The 21,488-nt window shown below is 54.3% G+C and carries 15 protein-coding genes; 10 read left to right on the forward strand and 5 right to left on the reverse strand.

All coding sequences use genetic code 11. The features are described 5' to 3' along the window. Positions 1-88 precede the first annotated feature (88 nt). The 4 genes from NGM10_RS17680 to NGM10_RS17695 all read left to right on the forward strand — a co-directional run bounded on the left by NGM10_RS17680 (position 89) and on the right by NGM10_RS17695 (position 5,890). Positions 89-1,795 carry a DUF8612 domain-containing protein gene (locus tag NGM10_RS17680; RefSeq protein WP_253484789.1) on the forward strand — a complete coding sequence of 569 codons (1,707 nt, stop codon included), beginning with the start codon at positions 89-91 and terminating at the stop codon, positions 1,793-1,795. Positions 1,796-1,947: 152 nt separating this feature from the next. Continuing rightward, positions 1,948-3,858, forward strand: coding sequence for a DUF262 domain-containing protein (locus NGM10_RS17685; RefSeq protein ID WP_253484790.1), 1,911 nt, complete (start codon positions 1,948-1,950; stop codon positions 3,856-3,858). Positions 3,859-4,087: 229 nt separating this feature from the next. Continuing rightward, positions 4,088-4,825, forward strand: a complete 738-nt coding sequence (locus NGM10_RS17690) for an N-6 DNA methylase (RefSeq protein ID WP_253484793.1) — start codon at positions 4,088-4,090, stop codon at positions 4,823-4,825. A 276-nt stretch (positions 4,826-5,101) separates the two neighbouring features. Further along, positions 5,102-5,890: a hypothetical protein gene (locus NGM10_RS17695; protein WP_253484794.1), complete on the forward strand. Its 789-nt coding sequence runs from the start codon at positions 5,102-5,104 to the stop codon at positions 5,888-5,890. A gap of 45 nt (positions 5,891-5,935) precedes the next feature. Here the strand turns inward: NGM10_RS17695 and NGM10_RS17700 are convergent, their stop codons facing one another. The 4 genes from NGM10_RS17700 to NGM10_RS17715 are packed head-to-tail and all read right to left on the reverse strand — an operon-like array spanning position 5,936 to position 12,534. Continuing rightward, positions 5,936-8,962 carry a type I restriction endonuclease subunit R gene (locus tag NGM10_RS17700; RefSeq protein WP_253484796.1) on the reverse strand — a complete coding sequence of 1,009 codons (3,027 nt, stop codon included), beginning with the start codon at positions 8,960-8,962 and terminating at the stop codon, positions 5,936-5,938. Next, positions 8,949-10,346, reverse strand: coding sequence for a restriction endonuclease subunit S (locus tag NGM10_RS17705; RefSeq protein WP_253484799.1), 1,398 nt, complete (start codon positions 10,344-10,346; stop codon positions 8,949-8,951). Before NGM10_RS17705 ends, NGM10_RS17700 begins: the two co-directional genes overlap by 14 nt. Then, positions 10,339-11,856 carry a type I restriction-modification system subunit M gene (locus tag NGM10_RS17710; protein ID WP_224215101.1) on the reverse strand — a complete coding sequence of 506 codons (1,518 nt, stop codon included), beginning with the start codon at positions 11,854-11,856 and terminating at the stop codon, positions 10,339-10,341. The genes NGM10_RS17705 and NGM10_RS17710 overlap by 8 nt, the downstream gene beginning before the upstream one ends. Positions 11,857-11,859: 3 nt before the next feature. After that, a complete protein-coding gene (locus NGM10_RS17715) occupies positions 11,860-12,534 on the reverse strand; it encodes a hypothetical protein (RefSeq protein ID WP_253484802.1) in 675 nt (224 codons plus the stop codon). Positions 12,535-12,773: 239 nt separating this feature from the next. Between NGM10_RS17715 and NGM10_RS17720 the strand changes: the two genes are divergently transcribed. The 3 genes from NGM10_RS17720 (at position 12,774) to NGM10_RS17730 (ending at position 17,779) form a co-directional block, all read left to right on the forward strand. Then, positions 12,774-15,737 (forward strand): DEAD/DEAH box helicase, encoded by a 2,964-nt coding sequence (locus tag NGM10_RS17720; RefSeq protein ID WP_253484804.1) that lies wholly within the window; start codon positions 12,774-12,776, stop codon positions 15,735-15,737. A 280-nt stretch (positions 15,738-16,017) separates the two neighbouring features. Continuing rightward, the gene (locus tag NGM10_RS18440; RefSeq protein ID WP_253484807.1) at positions 16,018-16,248 is read left to right on the forward strand and encodes a DUF8139 family protein; all 231 of its coding nucleotides are present in this window, start codon (positions 16,018-16,020) and stop codon (positions 16,246-16,248) included. An 88-nt stretch (positions 16,249-16,336) separates the two neighbouring features. Beyond that, on the forward strand, positions 16,337-17,779 hold the full coding sequence (locus tag NGM10_RS17730) for a hypothetical protein (RefSeq protein WP_253484809.1): 1,443 nt from the start codon (positions 16,337-16,339) through the stop codon (positions 17,777-17,779). 177 nt (positions 17,780-17,956) lie between these two features. Here the strand turns inward: NGM10_RS17730 and NGM10_RS17735 are convergent, their stop codons facing one another. Next, the gene (locus NGM10_RS17735; RefSeq protein WP_224215096.1) at positions 17,957-18,223 is read right to left on the reverse strand and encodes a winged helix-turn-helix domain-containing protein; all 267 of its coding nucleotides are present in this window, start codon (positions 18,221-18,223) and stop codon (positions 17,957-17,959) included. A 221-nt stretch (positions 18,224-18,444) separates the two neighbouring features. On the opposite strand from NGM10_RS17735, the gene NGM10_RS17740 reads away from it, so the two are divergent. The 3 genes from NGM10_RS17740 to NGM10_RS17750 all read left to right on the forward strand — a co-directional run bounded on the left by NGM10_RS17740 (position 18,445) and on the right by NGM10_RS17750 (position 21,488). Further along, positions 18,445-18,864, forward strand: a complete 420-nt coding sequence (locus NGM10_RS17740) for a DUF7985 family protein (RefSeq protein WP_253484811.1) — start codon at positions 18,445-18,447, stop codon at positions 18,862-18,864. Between the two features lie 72 nt (positions 18,865-18,936). Then, on the forward strand, positions 18,937-20,631 hold the full coding sequence (locus NGM10_RS17745; protein ID WP_253484812.1) for a DUF8186 domain-containing protein: 1,695 nt from the start codon (positions 18,937-18,939) through the stop codon (positions 20,629-20,631). Continuing rightward, complete coding sequence (locus NGM10_RS17750; RefSeq protein ID WP_253484814.1) at positions 20,628-21,488, forward strand: hypothetical protein; 861 nt, start codon at positions 20,628-20,630, stop codon at positions 21,486-21,488. The genes NGM10_RS17745 and NGM10_RS17750 overlap by 4 nt, the downstream gene beginning before the upstream one ends.

Here is a 21,488-nt window from a genome sequence, read left to right on the forward strand (position 1 = left end):
CCTACAAGAACGTTGGTGCTACGCTAAAACTGAAATTTGCCTCATCAGGATGCTACATATTTATACTATGCCGGGGTCAAGTTCCTCTATGACAGACCTATCTGACGGTTCTGATTTCATCGCAGACGCTGAATGGCATAACGAATGGTGGGATACAGGCAATGGTTCACTATCTGAGTTAGAACAAACCGCTTCTCTAGACCCCCGATCAGACTTACTCAAAGTACTGCAGTCCATTGATGACGAGCGAGAAGACGGGACTGAGAGTCTCGTGTATCCCATTTACGGACCGACCGGAATCGGCAAAACGACGCTTCTTCAGCAATTCACCGCTACAATCCTTGATTCAGACACCGTTGACTTCTCTCCCGGCCATCGTGATTTAGATATCGTCGGCTCCGTTGATCCACGCCAGATCCTCTATGTCCCTCTTGAGGATTCTCTCTACCATCTCGAACCTTCAAGCAGCGCTGTGGAAAAACTGGAAGACGTTATCGACTATTTCCGTTCTCACGTCGCTCCACGTCGAGGTCGTAAGTACATCATCCTCGACGATATCGGGGCTCTGCGACTCGATGAAGATGAACAGAGCGCTCTTCTAGACCTCGTAGATGATGATACCTATCTATTGCTGACCGGCATTGTAGAATCGCAGGTCGACCTGCGTGAGATCTCGGCTTCGAGCGAGCCCAAAATCAATTATCCTCGTGCGATGCTGCCGATGAAGTTCATCGACACTATCAAGCAGGGAGCATATGATGACTCTGCGTTACTCGAGACAGACCCTGATTTTGCTCTTCGCGTGGAGTCCCATCAAACGAGGAGTATGGACGGTGAGGCGCTGATAAAGGATGTCCGGAGTAATTTGTCTGAATCGGAAAACTTGGATGACGCAGTCGCGTCGTTAAATCAGCTTTACTTTGAAGCCTTCTCAGACGTTGAGCGAGATGGTCTGTATGAGGCCGCTCGTGAGTACTTGCAGAAAGGTGGAATATTCCTACGTGCTACGGAAACCCCGGTCAAAAACGAACTCATCCGATCTCATCTGCTCCTGTATCTCTACAAGGAACTCGCAGAGTATGAATCGATTCAACGACCTGAGAACCTCCATCGAATCGCTTCATTAGCTGCGAGCCAAGCTGGGAACGAGCTTCGATATACGGATATCAGTGACCAGCTGGAAGTCGATCGGCGGACTATCGATTCGTATCTATCCGTACTGGATGACGGACTCTCCGTTTCGGAATCCCACGACTTCTCACTTCAACGCCACCGCCGTACTCGACTCTACCTTCGGAATCCGCGCCACGTTGTACTTCTGTCCCAACGTCAGGAGCACCACGGATTCGAAACATACGAGAAGACCGGATCGCTCAATCACGAGTTCGAGTACAAGCTAGCTCGGACCGTCGCCTTTGACCATGCGAAACGACTGGCGTGGAGGGTTGGTGGATCGGGAGATGAGGATCCTCAGGTCGAATACTTCGAGACTGAGTCGGGGACGGTCGACTACATCCTCCACAATGAGGATGGAGTAGTTGTCCCGTTCGTTCTCTCCTATCATCCACACGCAGGGAATGCTGATACAATCGCAGCCGAATTCGATCCGACTGTCGGGAAGCATCCAATACCCGGCGGAGAGGAGCTTTTCGACCTCGATTACGAAGCTCCCTACAGGTTCATCATTACGGATAGCCTACCAAAGGAAGTGACGCAGTCGGGTTCACTCGTTGTCGAGCGGGATGGCGTCAACCTCTGTTACATTCCCTACTGGCTGTTCCTCCTCATCTGCTAACCACTATAGGTCCACTTCCGAACCGATCGAAGCTGAAATTATTTGATGATCTCGGTATTTCACGATGCTGCAAGTGTACACCTAATTCCCGCCCAATCTATCTCACCCAGAGACAATACATTTTATATTAATAGATTCTGTCGTCAGCACATATGATGGAGACGCTTGAGGACTTTGTTTCAAAACTTAACAAGCGGGCGTTTCTGCCGGGACTGCAGCGAGAGTTTGTCTGGAAAGAAGAGCAGATCGCAATGCTCTTCGACTCATTTATCCGCGGGTACCCTGTCGGTCAGGTAACGCTGTGGGATATCGATAGTGCCGAAGACAACTTCGCCACCTACGAATTCATCCGTAAGTACATCGACGGCGATGGACGGGTACCTCGACGAGTTCGCGACCGTGACGCCCGACGCTATAACAAGCGCGTTGCAATTGAGGATATCATCTGTGATTATCTCGTCATTGATGGGCAACAGCGACTAAATTCGGCATACGTTGGCCTCTGTGGTTCGTTGTTCACATATTCGGGTGGGAGTGCCGGCAGTCGGGCAGACGAACGGTTCTGGAGCGAGAAAGTCCTCTGTATCAACCTTCTCGGTAGCCCCGAGTACCGCGATGCCGATGGGCTGGGGCTAGCAGGTAACTACGAATTCGAGTTCCGGGGGACGGACACTCTAGATCCCGAAAGCGAGATTGGCTACGAAAAGACATCATTAAATGACGATGACATCCATCGTCTATGGTTTCCCGTTCACGAATTCGTCACCGAGGGCGGCGCGGAACGAGAGACGAGCACGGTGGATCAAGAAGTGGAACAACAGATTGAGAACCTAGAATTGAGTGCGACGGGACCACAGAGACGGGCGCTGCACCGCGTAGCGCAACGAGTCGTCACGAAATTCCGCCAGAATGTGCTGGGCTACGAACTTCCGAGTACGACGGTCAAGTACTCTTCTCAAGAGGTTCATACGATCTTCTCGCGTATCAACCTAGCCGGAGAGAGTCCTCAGCCATACCAGTACACCCAGTCGTTGTTAGCCACCTACTGTCCGTACACCGAAGAAGACGCGTTCCATCCACGCGAGAAGTTAAAATCGCATATCGAGACACTGTCCGACCGTCACCCAGCTTTCGAGACGGAGATTACGAGACAGTTCCTCACCCGCTGCTTGATTTATCTGATTAATGAAGATCTCCTTCAGACTACGGTCGAAGCATTCTCGAAAGATGATGAGGTGAAGGCTATGCGCAATAAGTGGATTGCCCCCGACGACATGGGGAACCCACACGGCCGCTTCGAAACGGCCATCGACAGAGGCTTTCAAACGGTCGGTAACGTCGGATTGGCGCCGAAGTCGATGCCGAGTATACTTCTCGTCGCCCTCTTGGCGAAATTCTACTATGAGAATCCTGACGCCGAGGTCAACGAAGCGAACGAACGAGCGGCGTTCCGCTTTGTTGCTAAGTCCCAGTTGCTCAATGCGTTAACTGGCTCACAAGCCCGGTCTATGGCCCAATCACTGTCTGATCTTCGGCCAGAAGACGGCTTTGAGACGTTTCCAGGTGACCAGCTGCTTGATGATCTGGACCTACACCTCACCGCAGAACACGTAGACAAAGCCGTTGAGAACGCACGCTATGATAATGGTGCGAGCGATGGTGATACATTCACCCACAAAGGTGTCGCGGCAATCCTCGGGCTGCTTGATGAAGGGCACGCGGATCTTGATATTGAGCGACTCAGCGTTGATCATATCTATCCGAAAGCATGTGCTGATGACATCCCACCGGCGGGTCCCGATAGTGACGGAGTCAAGATCCACCGCATTGGTAACCTTCAGCTCCTCGACGCTGCGGAGAACCGTCGGAAGGGCGACACACTCCCCGAAGAATGGCTCAACGGGCTTGGTGAGGCCGAAGCGGATCATTATCGCACCGTGAACCGCTACCCCGAGAGCATCACCCCGACGCTAGAAAACTTCCAAGAATTCGTCGAGCGACGAGAAGCTGCAATGAAAGAGGCGCTCAAGGAGAAATACGCCGTATCGGCGGTCGAACCGTAGTCAGTGTTGTTGGCGGAGATTTGCTTGGAGAATATCTACAACTGACGGAGCGTTAGCAGCGGTATTTTTATTTGCCCCTGACGGGTGCGGGGCTACTCAGAATTGCCTCGTAATGATCGGAAATGGTTACGAGAGACATCTCCAAGACGAGCTTCGGCGAACAAATCAGTAGAACAAATTTGGTTGCGACTCGGCTGGAATGGCTTGGAATGGAGCTTCAGGTGGAATCATGAGTTCTCAAATCAAGCCGGGAATCCGTGAGAAGGTGACTAATCCTTTGAACGAGATCTCCGCGAGGACTGGTGATTCGTCTTATCAGGTTTTCTCTGATTTCCTCGATCTGACTATTTCAAGCTTCTCCGGTGATGAACGGCAATACTCGACTCGAGTTGAGCGATATCGTGCTGACGGCCACGACATGGCCACCGTGAAGGACCTTCTTCAACTCCATGCAAAAGCCCTTAGCGGGCTTACCGTTGGGTTAGAAAAAACTAATGAAGATATTCTTGGTTTTATTTATGAACATTACTCAACTACCTCAGATAACTTTGCACAGCACTTCACACCTGGCTCAGTTAGTGGTACAATGGCTGAAATAGCGTTCCCAGATGAGGACAAAATCTGCGATGCTTCGCCTGACGACCCGCTTCTTATCGGTGATCTCAGTGGGTGCGGAAGCGGAAGCCTTCTGTTGAAGAGTGCAGATCGTCTTCAAAATATACGAGGAGACTGTCCAGCTATCTACGTTGGATGGGATATTGATCCAGACTGCGCGAAGATGTGTGTCATTAACTTCGTGTTGAATGGACTCCCAGGGTATGTGCTTCAGGGAGATACGCTTCGAGTTCAGGTGAATCGATGCTGGAAAATCGAACCCACAAATCTGTCTCAGGAGAAAATGCCTGTTTCCGAAATCCCCGACAGTGATCAAAAAGAGATAATCGATGAACTAGCGATAACTGTCTAAAGAGGGTCAACTCCTCTGATCGGTAGCTACGCCTAACCCTATAGGCCTGTACAGCAACTCTCAGAGCTCATGAGGCACGTGTATTCCGAATACCCGGAATACGCCGAACGGAGTGTCTATTGAACCTCTTGGCGAAACAGCAAATAGAGTTTATATACCAACAAGGAGCACACAGTGACAATGTCGGAGTATGCGGACGCATCACCTATTGACAAAATCACCATGGACCCTGCAGATCTCGATCTTCGAATCTGGTTATCTGGAGGGACCTGAGCCATGGATACACCGCTCGGAACCAGCGCCGGACGCCAGAAAACACTTCAGGCCCTCGAAGAACAGACCGAACTCGCTCCAATAGACGAATCGGCCAGCATCAACGACCTTATCGACGCGGTGAACGACATCGCCGTCCCACGCGTCCTCTCACCACCGCAGAAAACCGTCGAACAGATCGATGAGATCCATTCTGCCCTGCCAGAAGACGCACAGCCACACTACGTCAGTGACGACCGGTTGCTCCGCCACATCAACGCGGCCCGCCGCCAGTTCAACGACTGGATGGGCAAACGCCGACGGATGGCAGAGATGCCGTCACCGGTGGAGACTGGGCGCGCGAACTACCCGACGCGGCGCGCACAGAAACGTAGCCGCCTCGAACAGGAAGCCCGTGGGGAGCTGGAGGTGAAACTCGACCGTGCTCAATCGACAGCGCGTGGCGCAGAGCAACGCGCACTGAACGCTATCGGCTCCTCGGTCGGGGAACAGACCGACCAGCGACGTGAACAGCAACGAAACGAGCTACGCGAACAGCTATCCGCGGGCGCAATCGTCAAATTCCGCAATCCACAGTTACGGGCAGGCCGGGTCATTCGGGTGAACAAGAAATCTGTCCGCGTCCAGTATCCCAACCCCCGTGCGGGGACGACTTGCCCAGTGACCGGAAAAGAGGAACCCAATGAACGGGAGGACCGCGTCCAGTTGGATTCCGAGTACCTGGAAATTCTTGATGCCGAAACAATCGATGAAGCCGTCGCTGCGATCGATGAGATAGAACCCCGGGGATAACAACGGCGATACCCGCGCTACCGGCTGGACATGAAGAAAAAAGCGTCAGGCGTCGGGATGATTCTCAATTAGGTAGCCCCGTGCGTCCTCGAGGAACTGGTCATCCTTGCACAGATCGGGTTTCTCGGCTTCGATCGCGACTACTTCGAGCAAGAGCTTCTGGATGTCCTCACGGGTTCGCTTACTGGTTTCCCAGTCAGTGTAGGATGTATCGACGCGTTTCGCGAGCTCCTCGTCGACGCGCTTCGCGATGAACTGGGCCTCATCCTCGTCGTCGATGTACTGCGCGAAGCCCTCGTCGCTGTCGTCCATCAGCGCCGCGAACAGGGCGTGGCCGGATGGTGACAGTCCGCGTTCCTCGGCCTCATCTTCGACCGAGAGGATCTCCTCCTCCAGTTCGACCAGTTCCTCGTACGCGCGGTCGGCGGTCACCTCGTCGCTCTCCCACTTGTCGACGACCTCTCGGACGCGTTCACTCAGCCGCCGGTACCGCGGGTGGTGTTCGGATCGGTCGTCGAGATAGTCGTCGGCGGCGCCGGCGACCTCGGTGATACCCTGCTCCGCGTCCATGTCCCGGACGCGTTCGAGGTGGTCGGCATCGAACTCGACGACCTCGAACTTCTCGTCAAGCCAGTCGGCATTGACCTCGACATTGTTCTCGACGATCTCCTTCGTCTTCTCCCGCAGTCGCTTCTCCGGCTCACTCTCGCGGTTCATGCTGCGCTGGTACGCGAGGTACACCTGCGTCAGCCAGCTGTACTTCTGCGGGCGACCGGTGTTTTCGTCTTCGAGCTCACCCATCGGCGCCAGCGTGTCGTATAGGTTCTCAACGTCCCGGTACAGTTCCTTGAACCGGCGGCGGGCCTCGGCGTCTTTCCGCAGGTACGTCAGGCACTCGACCACCGTCTCGGGGTTGTCGTCGACGTCGATGTGATCAAATAACGCGACCGCTTCCTCGAGCTTCTCGTCGAACTCACCCAGGAGTTCGTTGACGTCCTCTGCGGCCGCTTGCCGGACCTCGGGCGGATAGTAGTTCAACGCCTCCTCGACGTTCCCCTCCGCGAACACGCCAGCGAAGTCGACAATCTCGCCGTTCTCTTTCCCTTCGTCCGGCCGGTTCGTCCGGGCGATCGCCTGCAACAAGTTGTGATTCGTTAGCGGCCGGTCGAGGTAGATCGTCTTGAGGATCGGAGCGTCAAACCCGGTGAGGAGCATGCTACAGACGACCAGGATCTTAGGGTCGCCGTCCTCGTCCTTGAACTCCTCCACTATCCGCTCCCGCTCGCTCTTCGAGGTATGATACGTCCGAGTGATCGGGTTCGACTTCCCGGCCGACGAGATCACGACTCTTACCTCCTCTGGGTCCAGATGCTTCTGCAGTTCCTCGCCGTAGAGTGCGGCTGCCTTCCGGGACGGGGTGACGACCATGCCCTTCCAGCCGCTGGGCGCCAGCTTCTCCCGGTAGTGATCGACAATTTCCTCGGCGATGCTCTCGACGCGCGGTCGGAGCTCAGCGAGCGTCTGCTGGTTGATCGTCTCGCGAATAAGCTCGTCCCTTTCGTCGTAGTCGAGATTGCCCGTCGCGGCCTCGTGCGCCTGGTCCATCACGTCGTCGTTGATCTTCCAGTCACGGTTCCCTTGCCGGAGTTCGAAGTGTACCGGTAGGATCACATCGTCGTTGATGCCGTCCTCCATCGAGTAGTGGTGAAGGTACCCCTCTTCGTCTCGCGGCTCTGAGTAATGCTGGAAGGTGTTCCGGCCGGCCTCGGTGTTCTCGTTCACCGGTGTTCCAGTGAACCCGAAGTGGTAGTAGCTGTGAAGAGCATTGTCGAGTTTGCTACCCAGTTTCGCCTCCATGAACCGGTGGGCCTCGTCCGAGAGGACAACGGTTTCGTCGTTCTCTTGGATGTTCTCGTCGACGTCTTGGAACAGTTGGACGGTGGTGACGACGACCTGGCTCTGGCCTTCCTCGATCAGTGACTGCAGTTGGTCGGAGCCGCCGGTGACTATCTCATAGTGCTCGAAGTCGAGGAGCTTCCCGAGGTCGTCTGACATCTGATCCCGCAGGTTCTGCCGGTCCACCAGGATGAGCACCTGCGGCGTCTTGATGATGTCCGGCCGGTATAGCAGGTTGCGAGCAGTGAAGAACATCGTGAACGACTTTCCGCTCCCCTGTGTGTGCCAGATCAGTCCGTTCTCGAACTGGCCGCGCCTGACGCGTCGTAGGATGGCATTCGTACCGTGGTACTGCATGTGCCGCGGGATGATTTTCGCATTGCTGCCCGGCTGTCGCTGGTAGAATACGAAGTGTTTCACGATGTCCAGCAGCGCCCCCGGCGTCAACAGCGAATGCGTCATCTCCTTGAGCTCGCTCTGGGAGCCGATCGGATCGTCGGGCTGCCACGGGTTGTAGTGCGTCTCGGGGGCGTCGACGGCACCGTACCGGGCGTGTTCATGGTCCGCGGCGACGTTGAACAGGACCGGAGTGAAGAGCCGTGGTGCGTCGTTCTCGTAGGTGTGGATGTCGTTGATGGCGTCGGTGACCGTGCTGTCCTGGGTGAGCGACTTGAGCTCGGTGACCACGAGCGGGATACCGTTGACGAACAGCACGACATCCGGGATTACCAGTTCGTGCTGACGGACGCGAAACTGGTTCGCGGCAATCAGGGAGTTGTTCTCCGGCGTCTCGAAGTCGATGAGGTCGACGATTACCTTCTCGGTGGTGCCGTCGGACTTGGAGAGGTTCACTTGCCGCCCCTTCTGCAGGCGTTCCTGGACGTTTCGGTTGGCCTCGAGCAGGCTGTCGCCGGTGAAATCACGGCGGAGCGACGTGATTACGTCGTCGACGTTGTGGTCTGTGACCGGGTCGTTCAGGGCAATCAACTGCTCGCGTAATAACTCCCAGTAGACGACCTCGCTCTTGTCGTCGCGGTCGTATTTCGCGTCGAGCTGTACGCCGCCGTCTGGCTCGTCGGGGCCTCCATAAGTACCCCAGCCAGCGCCAGCGAGCCAGTCGAGCAGCGCGTACTCAATCTTCTGCTCGTTGAACTCAGGGAAACTATTCTGGCTCATAGTTTTTGACCTCGTCGGGGATGTCGATCTCCTTCCCGGCGGTGCGGACATCTCCTGAAAGAAGGTCTTGGCGCAGACCTTTTTTCAAACGCTTGAGACCGTCGAGCTGTTCTTTGTTCGCGATGACGACGTCATCGACCGACTCGATCGCGTCCACCATCTTCTGCTGCTCGTCGAGGCTGGGGAGCGGGATCTCCAGATCAGAAAAGAAATGCAGCTGGATCTTATCGTGCGTACTCCCCGCCGACAGTCGTTCGAGCTGTGGAGTAGCGAACTTGAAGAGGTACATCAGATACCGCGGAAGCACGACGCTTTCGTCACATTCGAACGTCACCTGATCTTGGTCGGTCGCCATCTCTTTGCCCAGGATAGCTGTTTCTCCGATGGCGCCTGTGCGGCAGAGGACCAGCGTACCTTCCGGTAGGAGTTTGGCGCCGGAGTTCTCCAGCCCTTCTTCCGTGATCGTGTCGTCGGTCGTCTCGATGACGGTCTTCTCTAACTGCGTCAGATCGTGGATGTCCACCCACGAGATATCGCCGTCCCAGTATTCGTCAACGGATGTCGACGGCGTGTGGCCCGTCTTGATATCGGCGATTTCGTCCGATTGGCGAACCTCCCACTCTGCGGGAACCCTGTTGGCCCGCGTCATCACGTACGCGTCCTGTTTATCCACCTCCTGCCACTCGGTGTGGTCGTAGTAGCCCTCGGAATAGAACTCCTGAATGAGTCCCTTTTTTACTCTCGTCGCCTGCGAAACAACATCTTCCGTCGTTTCCAGTGCCTGATCGACGGTCTGGAGGATACCTGCGATCTTACGCTGTTCATCTAGTGACGGAAGTGGTGTGCTGAAGTTCTCGATCGAACTGATACCCAGATTGTGGTTTCCTGCGGAGGTACTAATCCACCCTGCCATCTCCTTTCTACCGGAGTGGGAGTTCAGGAATTCCTTCGCGAACACAGGATTGACTTCGTCCCTGTCCACTCGGATTCTGATTAGATAGGACGCAAATATCGAATCCTCCAGTTCTCCTGAAAACACAGCCGACTGGCCGACATAGTCGGGATTCCCGTTTGTCCTTATTAGGAGTATATCACCCTCCGCCAATTTCAGGCGTTCAAACTCTTTGTCGTCTACCGGGGTGTACTTCAGATCCTCTGTAGTTATTTTTCCTCCGACTATGTTAGGGATCCGTAGTGTGGGATAGCCGTTGTTTTCTGTGTTCGATTTTGTATCAGTACCGTAACGGAAATCGGAAACCAACGTGTGAAAGTTGACTACCTTCCAACCGTCCGGGTAATCAACATAGCTTACCGTGCTCTCCTCGGACTTGCTATCACTCGAATCACCAGCGAACTGGTCCAGCGTTATCTCCTGTTCACTCATAGTTGAGAGTCTCCATCTGACGCGTCATCCGTGCTTCAACCTCATCACGCTCGTTCTGCGATTTACGGAGTAGCTCCAGTTCGTCACGGACACTCACATCTTCTTCCGGTTCGGTGGTGTCTACGTAAAGCGAGGTGTTGAGGTTGTAATCGTTACTAGCGATTTCATCCACCGAGACCGTCCGGCACATCCGGTCCTCGGTGAGCCACGATTCGTACGCTGAAACGATGCGATCACGACCTTCCGGGGTCAGATCGTTGTGGTTGCTCCGCTCAACGTAGAACCGCTCGTCGGCGGCGTGAATGAACTGGATCTCGCCATCGCGGTCCGGTCCTTTGTCACGGTTGAACACGATGACTGCGCTAGGCAGGCTGACGTTCTGGAAGAGGTTACTGGGCAGTTCGATGATGGCCTCAACCAGATCCTCCTTGATCATGGCCTTCCGGTACTTGCTCTCGTGCTTCCGAAAGAGGACGCCATGCGGGACGACGACCGCTGCCCGCCCCTGCTGGTTCAGCAGCTTCGCGATGTGCATGAGGAAGGCGTAATCGCCGCGATCCGCACGCGGCAACTTATCGGCCCAGTCGAACCGGTTCCACTTGTCGTCTTTCAGGTCACTCTTGGGCCAGTCGGCCGAGAACGGGAAGTTTGCGAGGACGTAGTCGAACCCTTCGTCGTCCGATAGGTAGTTCGGGAACTGCGGGTTCGCGAGGGAGTCCTCGCGCCGGATCTCCGCCTCCAGTCCATGCATGAATGTGTTGACCTGCGCGATTGAGGCGATGTCCGCGTTCAGTTCTTGGCCCGTGACCGTCCACGTGCTCGGGTCGCCGCCCTGCTCATTGCGGAAGTAGGAGGCCGCGTGGACGAGAAACCCTGCGGAACCAGCGGTGGGGTCGTGGAACGACGCTCCCTTCTCAAAACCGTCCGTGCCGCCGCTTTTTGCGAGTACGCGGACCATCAGGTCGATGACGTCCGGCGGAGTGAAGAACTGGCCGCCCTCCTTGCCCTCGTCCTTAGCGAACTCCCCGACCATGTACATGTAGGCCTCGCCGAGAAAGTCCTTTTCGACCTTCTCGGTACTCAGCTCGAAGGTGTCGATTCGCTGGATGAGGTCGCGGAGCCGCTGATCGTTGAGCGCCTCTTCGTCACTGTACGTGACGCGGACGACACCGCGGAGCTGGTCGTTCTCCCGTTCCAGGGCGTCGAACGCTTCGTCGAGGTAGGGAGCGATGTTCTCGCTGTGTTCGGTGACGGACTCCCACCGGTAGTCCTCGGGAACCGACATTCCGGTGATGGCCTTCCGTGCGAGTTCTTCGTCCCCGGCGAACTGCTCCTTCTGCTCCTCCAGCCTGTCAGAGAAGGTGTCGTCGATGCTCTTGTAGAATACCAGGGGGAGGATGTAGTTTTTATACCGGGTTTCGTCGACCGCGTTCCGGATCGCGTCTGCGCATTTGTACAGCTTCTTACCGAGCTCTTCGGGGGTGACGTCGTTGTATACGTTCTGTGTCATGTATTACTGGGTCGTCAGGTAGTCGATCATCTGCTCTTCGGGCGGTGCTCCAGGAAGGTGATCTTCCAGCTCCTCGTGGGCTGCGCGAAGGCGGGCCAGCATCGCGTACCCGCGGTCAAGCGTGACGGCGATGAGGAGTAACAGCCGGATCCCGTCGGAGTGGGCGACGTCCGAACCGTCGAAGTTGTGGTTAGTGGTGATGTGGGCGGCGAGCGTCCGGACGAGGTGGTCGACCGCGAACAGGTAGTCGCGGAGCGTCTGGATCTCGCGGAAGGACAACGCGTACACCAGCACCTCACGCAGGATATCGATCATCAGGCGGCGTCGGCCGTCGTCACCGTCGGTAACGAGTTGCCGGAGTTCGCCTTTCAATTCGATCCGAATCTCGTTCCGTGCCTCGACGAGATCCGCAAATCCGTTGTTCGCGGAATCCCGAATGAGGTAACTCTCGAGATGCTCCTTGTAGATGAGCAGGAGCATTTCCTCGTTAACGCGGTATTCTCCGTCGTCGAGGAGCAGCTGGCCTTCATCGACGAGCGCACTGCACGTCTTTGAGACAGTTCCGCGTGTCACGCTGACCTGTTCTGTGATGTCCTTCTGGCGGGGCGGCACCTCCTGGTCGCGCTCGAGTGACGCGACTGCAGCAAGGATTTCAAGCCGTGTTCCGCCTTCGCGCATATCTACCGCCACAAAAAGTTGTGTGGCCGCACATCACTTAGTGTTTGTGGTGTTAGATGTGCACTGCTATACTCTGTTTCGGTCTTTCAACATAGGCCTAGAGGTCTTGAAGCGCACAATTATGGGAGATGGGGGAATATATTATTGAGAATCATACTTTCCTGTCGACCCTCTCTGCGATGAGGTACGCGGATCCCAACAGTAGTTTCATTACATATTCCCCATATTGACAGTAATCAATGGGCTACTTTGCCGATTATGCTGATCAGATCGATTTTCAGCAGTTCGGCTCGGAAGGTATCAAGGGGGTTCGTTCCTGCCAAGCAGGTGGGTTCTGGGGTGTAAAGAGCCACTTCACGGCATACGAAGATGAGCCAGCGCTAGTGTCGATGCCGACTGGTTCTGGGAAGACAGCACTGATGATGTTGCTGGCATTTGGGCTGAGTGAGAAGCAAGTACTCATCGTGACCGCATCTGACGTGCTTCGCACCCAAACTGCAGCGAAATTCGAACGACTCGATGGACTGAGGCAAGCCGGCGTTGTTGATGACAAACTCGAGACCCCCTCTGTTGCAACAGTTACCTCCAGGGTCACTGACGAGGAGATGTGGGACGAGTTGGATGAAGATGTTGTAGTTACTCTCCCTCACAATATTAGCAAGGTCTATGACTCAGACCAGTATCCAAATTCTATTGTCAGTCCTCCCGAGGAGAAATTTGATCTTGTCTTTTTCGATGAGGCACACCACATCCGTGCTCCCAGCTGGATGGAGCTACTTGAGGCCGTAGACAGTGCTAAGCGAGTTCTATTGACCGCGACTCCATTTCGCCGTGACCGGCAGACGCTACCCGGTCGGATGGTGTATCACTATCCCCTGAGCAATGCGATGGAAGAACAGTTGTATCAGCCGCTGTCTTTGACTGAAGTCTCGACGTATCGTGCTGACGATCCTGATCGCAAATTGGCAACAATGGCAGCTACCAAGTTAGCAGATATTAGAACGGACTATTCCAGCGCTAAGCTTCTAATACGATGTGACCACATCGATACTGCTCGGGATCTGGAGACGATCTATAGTAATCAGGACTTGGAAGTTGAGGCAATTCACTCCGATCGCACCTCCAAGCAAAATGCGGAGACAATCAGCGCACTTCGAGAAGGAGATATCGATGGAGTCGTAGCTGTTGGTATGCTTGGTGAAGGGGTTGATATTGCTGATCTGAAGGTTGCAGTGCTTCATCAGCCCCCGAAGTCGTTTGCGTTCACACTCCAACTCATCGGTCGTGTCACTCGACCCGCAGAGAATGCAGATGTCGCTGCAACAGTCATCGCTGACCCAGACAAGTTGCGTGAAGCCGGGGTTGATGATGTCGTCAAGCGATTGTACCATGAGGACGCAGGCTGGCGGCAACTTGTTCCAGAACTCGTCGACAAATACATCGAGACGAACGTAGCAGCGACTACTGCCGGACAAGATGCGCTCCGAGGAGTCAATGAGCAAGACCTCCAGCCATACCGAAGTACTCGGCTCTACGAGAGTACGGAGTCTGACGTCGACTTGATAGCTGACATTTCACTTGACGACGACACCATCGTCTACAAACTGCCCCGATCCGATGAGGTGTTTCTTGGGCTGATCACCGAGCAAATCGATAAACCGACCTGGGGAACCAGAACCCCGCTGGAATACCGAGAATATGATCTCCATCTCTACTACTATCACGACGGAACCGAGACCCTGTTTGAAGCTTCTTCATCAGATGAGCTATCGAATCGTATTCGTAGCCAGATAGTATCCGATGAAATCGAGCTATACGGCGGTGAATCGCTCGTCCGAATGCTGCAGGCAGAGGTCGATATTGAATACCAAGTCGCAGGACTAGCCAACGCACTGGGGCCATCTGGTAGTCTCCCTTCCTACAAAATGTATCTTGGTGACCGGGTGGAAGGAGCTGTGAGACAAACAGATGCACAGGCCTTCGCCCAAGGCCATGCAGTTGCAGAAGTTGATGAAGAGATCATTGGCATTAGCAACGACCAGGGACGAGTGTGGTCCACGGGTAGGGAAGGAATTGATGATTTCATTTCGTGGTGTCAGGAACTTGTGAGCAAACTTGAGAGATATGAATTTGAATCTGCCGCACCTAAACTTGGGTTAGGCGAGATTAGTCGAATCGACGAGTTCCCCGCAGAACCAGTATACGGGACTCATAATCCTGCGCTTCAGCAACTCAATATTGAGATTGACACGAGCGAAGTATATGAGGAGGGTGGATGGCAACCTATGAAGGAGTCTGCTCTGAGGGATATAAACTATCAGGCCGATGAGCCCACTGCAGTCGAATTTTCCTATACCCCTAAAGAGACAGCGCAGTCGCTATCTGGTACGTACAACATTGCGGATAATAAACTGACTGGACAACTCGCTAATTGTCAATTCAGGATAGATAGTGGAGACAAGATCAGTAAATTGACCGGGGAGGTGTTTTTCAACCGTTATCCGTTGTACTTCTGTACCGGTGACGGGACCCTAGTCTATAACGGACGTGGACACAAGGTCAAACAAGAACTCTCAAAGGTTCCACCGAGTTGTTTTGTTGACGAATCGAAGATCGATTGGTCAGGGTGTGCTACGTGGGGGGAATACTCGATTGATGACGACGACACCGATGGCGATGGACTCATCCATGTTCACGCTTGGGTAGAGGACTTTATCGAAGGAAACGGTGAGAGTGAGCAGGTCCTATTCCGTGATCACTCGAGCGGTGAGATAGCAGACTACGTCCAATTTGAGCCGTCGGAAAAGCGAATCAGTCTTTATCACTGTAAGGCTTGCAAAAAGAGCAATAAGAGTGGTGCTCGTCTCGAAGACGTTCGTGATGTCGTTGATCAGGTATTCCGGAGTATAGCGTGGATCAGGAACAGTAGGCTTCCAAAGCGGATTCGCTACCGTCAAGAGAATACTGGTGTCGAGGGATTCAAACTGAATGAGGAAGCATTTGATGAAATCGAAACAAAGTTTCAGCCGAACGAGTGGAGTTTCAGAGTGTATATCGTGCAACCGGGACTGGACCATGACAAGGCCCGGTCGTCGAATAACACCAATACTCTACTGCTGACTTGCAAGGAGTGGTTAGAGGCGGTTGATACTGAACTATACATCATTGGCGATCCCAACGATCAGGTCGTAGAAGTATCCTGAGGACACCCACTTTTCAGGTTTGATATCGGATTTTTACGAGACTGTCCTCGTAGCGTCTGCTGGCAGGGGATAAGGTTCTCTTTTGAAACTGACTGCTATACGCTAGTTTATTCTATGGGACGGTGGATGGAACACAACCCAGGAACGTTTTACGTCATTCGCAACCCAACCTCCCTGGTGTTCTGATTTACTGCAGCGTGTCATAGAATAAACCACGGGCTTCTGTTTACCTTCGATACCAGTCGTAACTGACAGGGCGGAGTAGCAGTAAAACCAAGCAATGAGACGATTTGAGGTTGGAGATCGGGTTCGAGTCGATATTCCGGATGAGGCTGACCCCGATCATGAGCGTCTCCATCGAAAATACGGTACAATCGTCGAAATATTTGAAGATGACGCTGGCCAAGAAACAGGAGATCCACGTGACTCGCATCTGTTCAGCGTTGAGATTGATGAGGGCACAATCGAACACCTGCGGTGGAGAGATCTTCGACCCGCCTCAGATCCATAACTGCCTGCGCCTACCTACGAAGGAATTAGTGGTTCAGACGCACGCGCCTATAATCACTATTATTTGACTGTATAGTGACCATCTCTGTATGTCAACATCGACACGAGAATTTGACTTGAACATGGAGGAAGTCCTAGAGGCGTGGGGGCCAGCAGACGCAGCCCGCGAAATCATCGCGAACGCCCTGGACGAGGCAGCCCTCACGGACACGGATGATCCAGATATCTATAGCGACAACGGCACGTGGCATATCCGGGACTATGGACGCGGATTCCGGTACGAGCATCTCACCCAAGCTGAAGACGAAGAGAAGCTGAACAACCCCGACAAGGTGATCGGGAAGTTCGGTGTTGGGATCAAGGACGCAATTGCGACTTGTCACCGTCACGGGATTGACATCACGATTCACTCACCTCACAACACATTCACGGTGAAGGAAGCCCCGAAACACGGGTTCGAAGAAATCGAGACCCTTCACGTTGAGATCCACCCGCCGGAGAAAGACATCGAAGGCACAGAGGCCGTACTGGATGGTATCACGGACGAGGATATTGAGACGGCAAAGCAGAACTTCATTGGTTACACTGACGCAGAACTACTGGAACAGACCCGATTCGGGGATGTATACGAAGTCCCGGAGAACGAGGATGCGTCAGTGTTCGTGAGCGGTCTTCGTGTTGCGTCAGAGCCGAACTTCCTGTTTAGCTACGATATCACGAACACGACGAAGAAAATCAACGACGCGCTGAATCGTGAGCGGTCGAACGTGGGGAGGACGGCGTACTCGACGCGAGTGAAGAAAATCCTGCAATCCTGTGAGTCGGAGACTGTTGCATCGCGATTAGTCGATGATTTGAACGAGTTCGTGACTGGTGAGACGCACGACGAATTGGACTGGAAGCCAGTGCAGGTCCACGCGGTCAAGATCTTGAACGCGGAGCGGGACGTCGTGGTGGCGACACATGACGAGCAAAACCGCAGTCAAAACTTGTTCGACAATGCTCGCTCAGACGGCTATGAGGTCGTTACTATCCCGGACCGAATCAAGCCGGACATCGAGGACACCACTGACGTCAACGGCGATCAAATTCGGGGAGCTGAAGAATATCGTGAGGAGTTCAGAGAGTCATTCAGCTACGAGTTTGTGGACGAGGATGATCTTACGGACGAGGAACTGGAGATGTGGGAGTTGCGGCACGACGTGTTCTCATGGGTTGCACTGCCGGGTGAGGGGTGGGAAGCGAAAGTTTCGGAGTCACTGCGGACAACAGATTCCTCGAGGATGGTGACCTGTGAACACGACGATGAGCTGATTATTGTTCATAGAGATATCTTGGCGTACGATACGCAGAATTATCTCCGTGATTTGCTGGATATTGTTGCATTCGCATATGGTGGGGAGGCATTCCACAGGCCGATGCTGGCGGACATCGCAGGTGCTGTCAGTGCTGAATTGATTGGAGCGACTGGACAGGCAGACGGCAATCCTGTATTCCCCGGAGAACAACAGGTACCAGAGCCGGACGAATAGCACCACTAAGGACCCGATTTCCCGTTCTTTCTATTATCACGCACCGTGAACTACTGAGTGACTGCGTATCTTCGAGTAGTTATTAACCAACGCTATTGATGACACCGACGTTATGTTGGTTAATATGTGCTAACCAACAATCGTCGGTCCGCCGCTCGTTGCTAATTCTCATACTACTCAATCCTTTGTTTCATTGAGTTCTTCGTATTCTGCTTCACCGTTGAGGATTTGCTCGCCGAAATCAGTGAGACGGTATGCGGGCTCCTCTTCATGACGCTCAGCGAGTTCATGATCAACAAATACCGGACAGCGCTGAGAGATCCATTGGCGACTAAAGTCCGTATTGATCTCGAGATTCTTTGCCGTATGCCAGCCATCGTACTCGCCTAGTTCTTCGAGAATGTATGGGTCGGCAGGTACTGCCCAATTCACTTCCCGATACATGTGGATACCTGCACTGTCGTCCGAAAAGATGTATATATCCCCCGATGCGTTTCTTACCTATCCTATCAGATGCTAGGAGATACAAAGAGTTTCTTAAGAATACGTTCGGATGTTCAGATTCATATACCCGGTCTGTTTCTGATAGAACTGAACGCTGATTCCACGCATCCGCTACGAGCTCGTGATCTATCGGACGATGGAACAGCTAACCATAGACACGCATGCAAGGACCAGATACAGATTCCCCACAAGAAAAGCCGAAAACCACTGCACGGAATACTGTTGGACTGAAGCTCCCCCTCACCATCGCAGCTCTCTCCCTCATCGCAGTTGAACCAGCGCTCGCTCAACAAACATCACAGAGCGCGGTATGCAACGCTGACAATCTTCCCGGAATGATTGAGGGCTTCTTTCAGCTAACCACTGGGCTGGGCATTGTCGGTCTCGCTGTCGTCTGGCAAGCAGACTCCCTCATCGAGATGTTCACGCTCAATCCAGACCAGAAGAAGGGACTCAAGCGCCACAAGCGCTCGGCAATGAAGTCCGCTGTGGTTCTCGTTATCCTCGGCCCGCTGTACACCGTCGCCGGATCGATGATGGGCCTCCCACTGGCGCAGTGTGTTGATCTCGTCCCCTGGTAAGCCATTCACTCCCCTCTCATCGTGAGACCCCTACAACAACGCGAACTAACCGTACTCATCGCAGCCCTCTGCGTGACTAGCCTAGTCACGGGTATCGTCTCGGCGAATCCGCCGCGACCGGGTACGGAAGATAACGGACTCACTGAGAACGAGTCAGCGACACTCTGGTCTCGCGATGCGGACAATTACATCAGTCAAGAGGAGTATCGCCAGCGCTACGGTGACGAGCGGACGTCAATCCACCAGCTTGCGAACGGGACGGATATTACGTTCAAACGCCCGCCCGAGACAGCAGCGACGTGGACTCGAAACGATTTCACGGACCTCGAAGCCGGTGGGTCGGATACGTCCGTCCATCCACCTCATGCGTCCCTTGAGGACGGTGTATTCATCGAGGACGCTCACGCAACAGTGTTCGCAGTTCAGCCGTCAACTCGGGGCCACCTCGAATCCGGTGAAACGCCACTGTACATCGCCCCGAATGGCACGATGCGTGGGTTCGTCGATTACCGCGTCCGTATCCCAAACGGGAGCTCTTCGGGTAACAGCACTATCCAGTGGTCACTTACGGATCACGAGATCGAGGAAGTTCGGTTGCAAAAGGACGGGGAGACCATCGCGAAGAGTGATGGATCACACACGCCGGCCATCGACTACCAGATCGACGATGACTGGAGCGCAACCCTCACCCTCGAAGCAGAGGTCCACGTCCGACTGAAGAAGACGACCCGGACCGACGTTGTCAACGGAACCAATGTTGATGTCGTCTACCGTGAGGAGACGCGAAACGTCTCGGACTCAATTGACGTTGAGGTCTACGACCTCTCCGCGTACCCCTATTACGCCGAATATCCGAACGGGGATTCCGGCGTTGCCATCTTCCAATCCCGTCCCTGGCAGGGGTACACGCTTACTGAGGACGGTGACACGAGAGTTCGTGGTGTCTGGCGATTCTACACTGCCCGAGACACCAGCTGGGACGGGCTCGTGCGGTCCAACCGAACCGCTAGTACCGAAGTAGAGTCCGACGCGATCCCCGTGTTCGTCCACGCGTATCCCTCCCGGATTGGACCGCGTGCAGAGCCTGTTCGGGACGGCCCGGAAATTGTCGACACGTGGGGGACTGACCGGCCCTCTCCGGCGGGGACCATCGGTGAGAACGTCAACATCGAGGTCGTAAATCAGTCCTACACGACGACGTACGGTGTCGCCGTTCGAGCCGACGCTATCGATCGGGACGCTCTCCACGTTGCAGGTATCGTTCGAGGAGTCAACGCGTCGATCGTCGAGCCTGCCGCGGGTTCTGAACGACAGCTCCGTCGTAGTAACCTTACGGCGGAGGTTCTGCAACAGAATCAGTCACAGGCCACGCTCCGAATTGAACTCCGTGACGACGAAACTGGCGCACCGATCATCCTCGACGACAGCAGTCGTTGGTATCCGATTGGGGGAACCACCCGCAACGGATACATCACCATCGCCGGCCAGCAGGTCGAGACCAATGCGTCCGGGATAGCCATTGTAACCGTTGACGATCCTGGGATCTACACGGCCCGATATCACCCAGGCTCGTGGCTTGGGCATAATCCAGCCTATGTGAGTGATACGGCGACTGCCCGTTGGCATCCACTCGGAACCATCGACGGGTGGTTCGCGTTTCTCTTCGAGATCTTCTGGCAGTTCATCCCGTTCTTCGTGATGTTCTACGCTGGACACCGTCTCCTCCGAATGCTCGGTCCAGAAGACCTCTTCCAACGAGATCCATGATACGAAACAACCCAACTATCAGCAGACGAAACGTCCTCCGAACAGCCGCAGGTGCCGCGCTTGTAAGCGTTGCAGGCTGCCTGACCGACGATGGAGACTCTGGCACGCCCGGTGACGGAACTGACTCTCCAGACGGGCAAGGCCCACTGCAACGAGTCGCTGTCGAAGGAACCACGCTCGTTGTCGAACTCTCCCCTGACGCTGACGTCGACCAGATCAACCTCATCCAGCCGAACGGAGAGCTCTTCGGAACCCGTGACGTGGCCGCAGGGGCTCAACAGGTCTCGTTCGAGATCGGGACATCCTACGCACCTGGAGATTACAGTGTGATTGCGCTGAGAGACGAGGAAACCGTGGCAGAGACGTCGCTTTCCCTTCAGCCAGATCTCGAAATCGTCGAGATGGGAATCGGGAGAAACCAGCCCGAAAAGATGTGGGATGGACCGAGAGATGAAATCGCAGAAGAAGCCTTCGTGACGGTTGAGAATCAAGGTAGTGGCCCGGATGCAATAACGAAATTACTCTTCATTGGGGATGTCCCGTACCCCTCTGATGAAGAAGGTACGAATTATGCAGACAGCGATGATATTAGCGGGATATACGACCCGCAATCTGACTCAGAGGTCAATGAAGTCATCGTAGGTGCTGGGGAACAAATCACGGTCTATAGTTCTCGGTCACCATTTGCCTTCGTCCCCGGTGCAGGTACATCCTGTACAGAGGATGAGCAGAGCGGAGAGTTTGAACTCATTCTTGAAACACAGGTTGGTGACTCCCGCATTGAGAAAGGATACGCGATCCAGTATTCAGCATCATCAGAACCAGACGGTTGTGATATCACTATCAGTGAGACGTAG

Source organism: Halorussus salilacus (assembly GCF_024138125.1).
GTDB classification, from domain to species: Archaea; Halobacteriota; Halobacteria; order Halobacteriales; family Haladaptataceae; genus Halorussus; species Halorussus salilacus.

Coding starts and splice junctions, on each gene's coding strand:
- NGM10_RS17690 (WP_253484793.1), top strand. CDS start 4,088: ATGAGTTCTCAAATCAAGCCGGGAATCCGTGAGAAGGTGACTAATCCT.
- NGM10_RS17695 (WP_253484794.1), top strand. CDS start 5,102: ATGGATACACCGCTCGGAACCAGCGCCGGACGCCAGAAAACACTTCAG.
- NGM10_RS17730 (WP_253484809.1), top strand. CDS start 16,337: ATGTCAACATCGACACGAGAATTTGACTTGAACATGGAGGAAGTCCTA.
- NGM10_RS17700 (WP_253484796.1), bottom strand. CDS start 8,962: ATGAGCCAGAATAGTTTCCCTGAGTTCAACGAGCAGAAGATTGAGTAC.
- NGM10_RS17720 (WP_253484804.1), top strand. CDS start 12,774: ATGGGCTACTTTGCCGATTATGCTGATCAGATCGATTTTCAGCAGTTC.
- NGM10_RS18440 (WP_253484807.1), top strand. CDS start 16,018: ATGAGACGATTTGAGGTTGGAGATCGGGTTCGAGTCGATATTCCGGAT.
- NGM10_RS17710 (WP_224215101.1), bottom strand. CDS start 11,856: ATGACACAGAACGTATACAACGACGTCACCCCCGAAGAGCTCGGTAAG.
- NGM10_RS17680 (WP_253484789.1), top strand. CDS start 89: ATGACAGACCTATCTGACGGTTCTGATTTCATCGCAGACGCTGAATGG.
- NGM10_RS17740 (WP_253484811.1), top strand. CDS start 18,445: ATGCAAGGACCAGATACAGATTCCCCACAAGAAAAGCCGAAAACCACT.
- NGM10_RS17750 (WP_253484814.1), top strand. CDS start 20,628: ATGATACGAAACAACCCAACTATCAGCAGACGAAACGTCCTCCGAACA.
- NGM10_RS17685 (WP_253484790.1), top strand. CDS start 1,948: ATGATGGAGACGCTTGAGGACTTTGTTTCAAAACTTAACAAGCGGGCG.
- NGM10_RS17715 (WP_253484802.1), bottom strand. CDS start 12,534: ATGCGCGAAGGCGGAACACGGCTTGAAATCCTTGCTGCAGTCGCGTCA.
- NGM10_RS17735 (WP_224215096.1), bottom strand. CDS start 18,223: ATGTATCGGGAAGTGAATTGGGCAGTACCTGCCGACCCATACATTCTC.
- NGM10_RS17705 (WP_253484799.1), bottom strand. CDS start 10,346: ATGAGTGAACAGGAGATAACGCTGGACCAGTTCGCTGGTGATTCGAGT.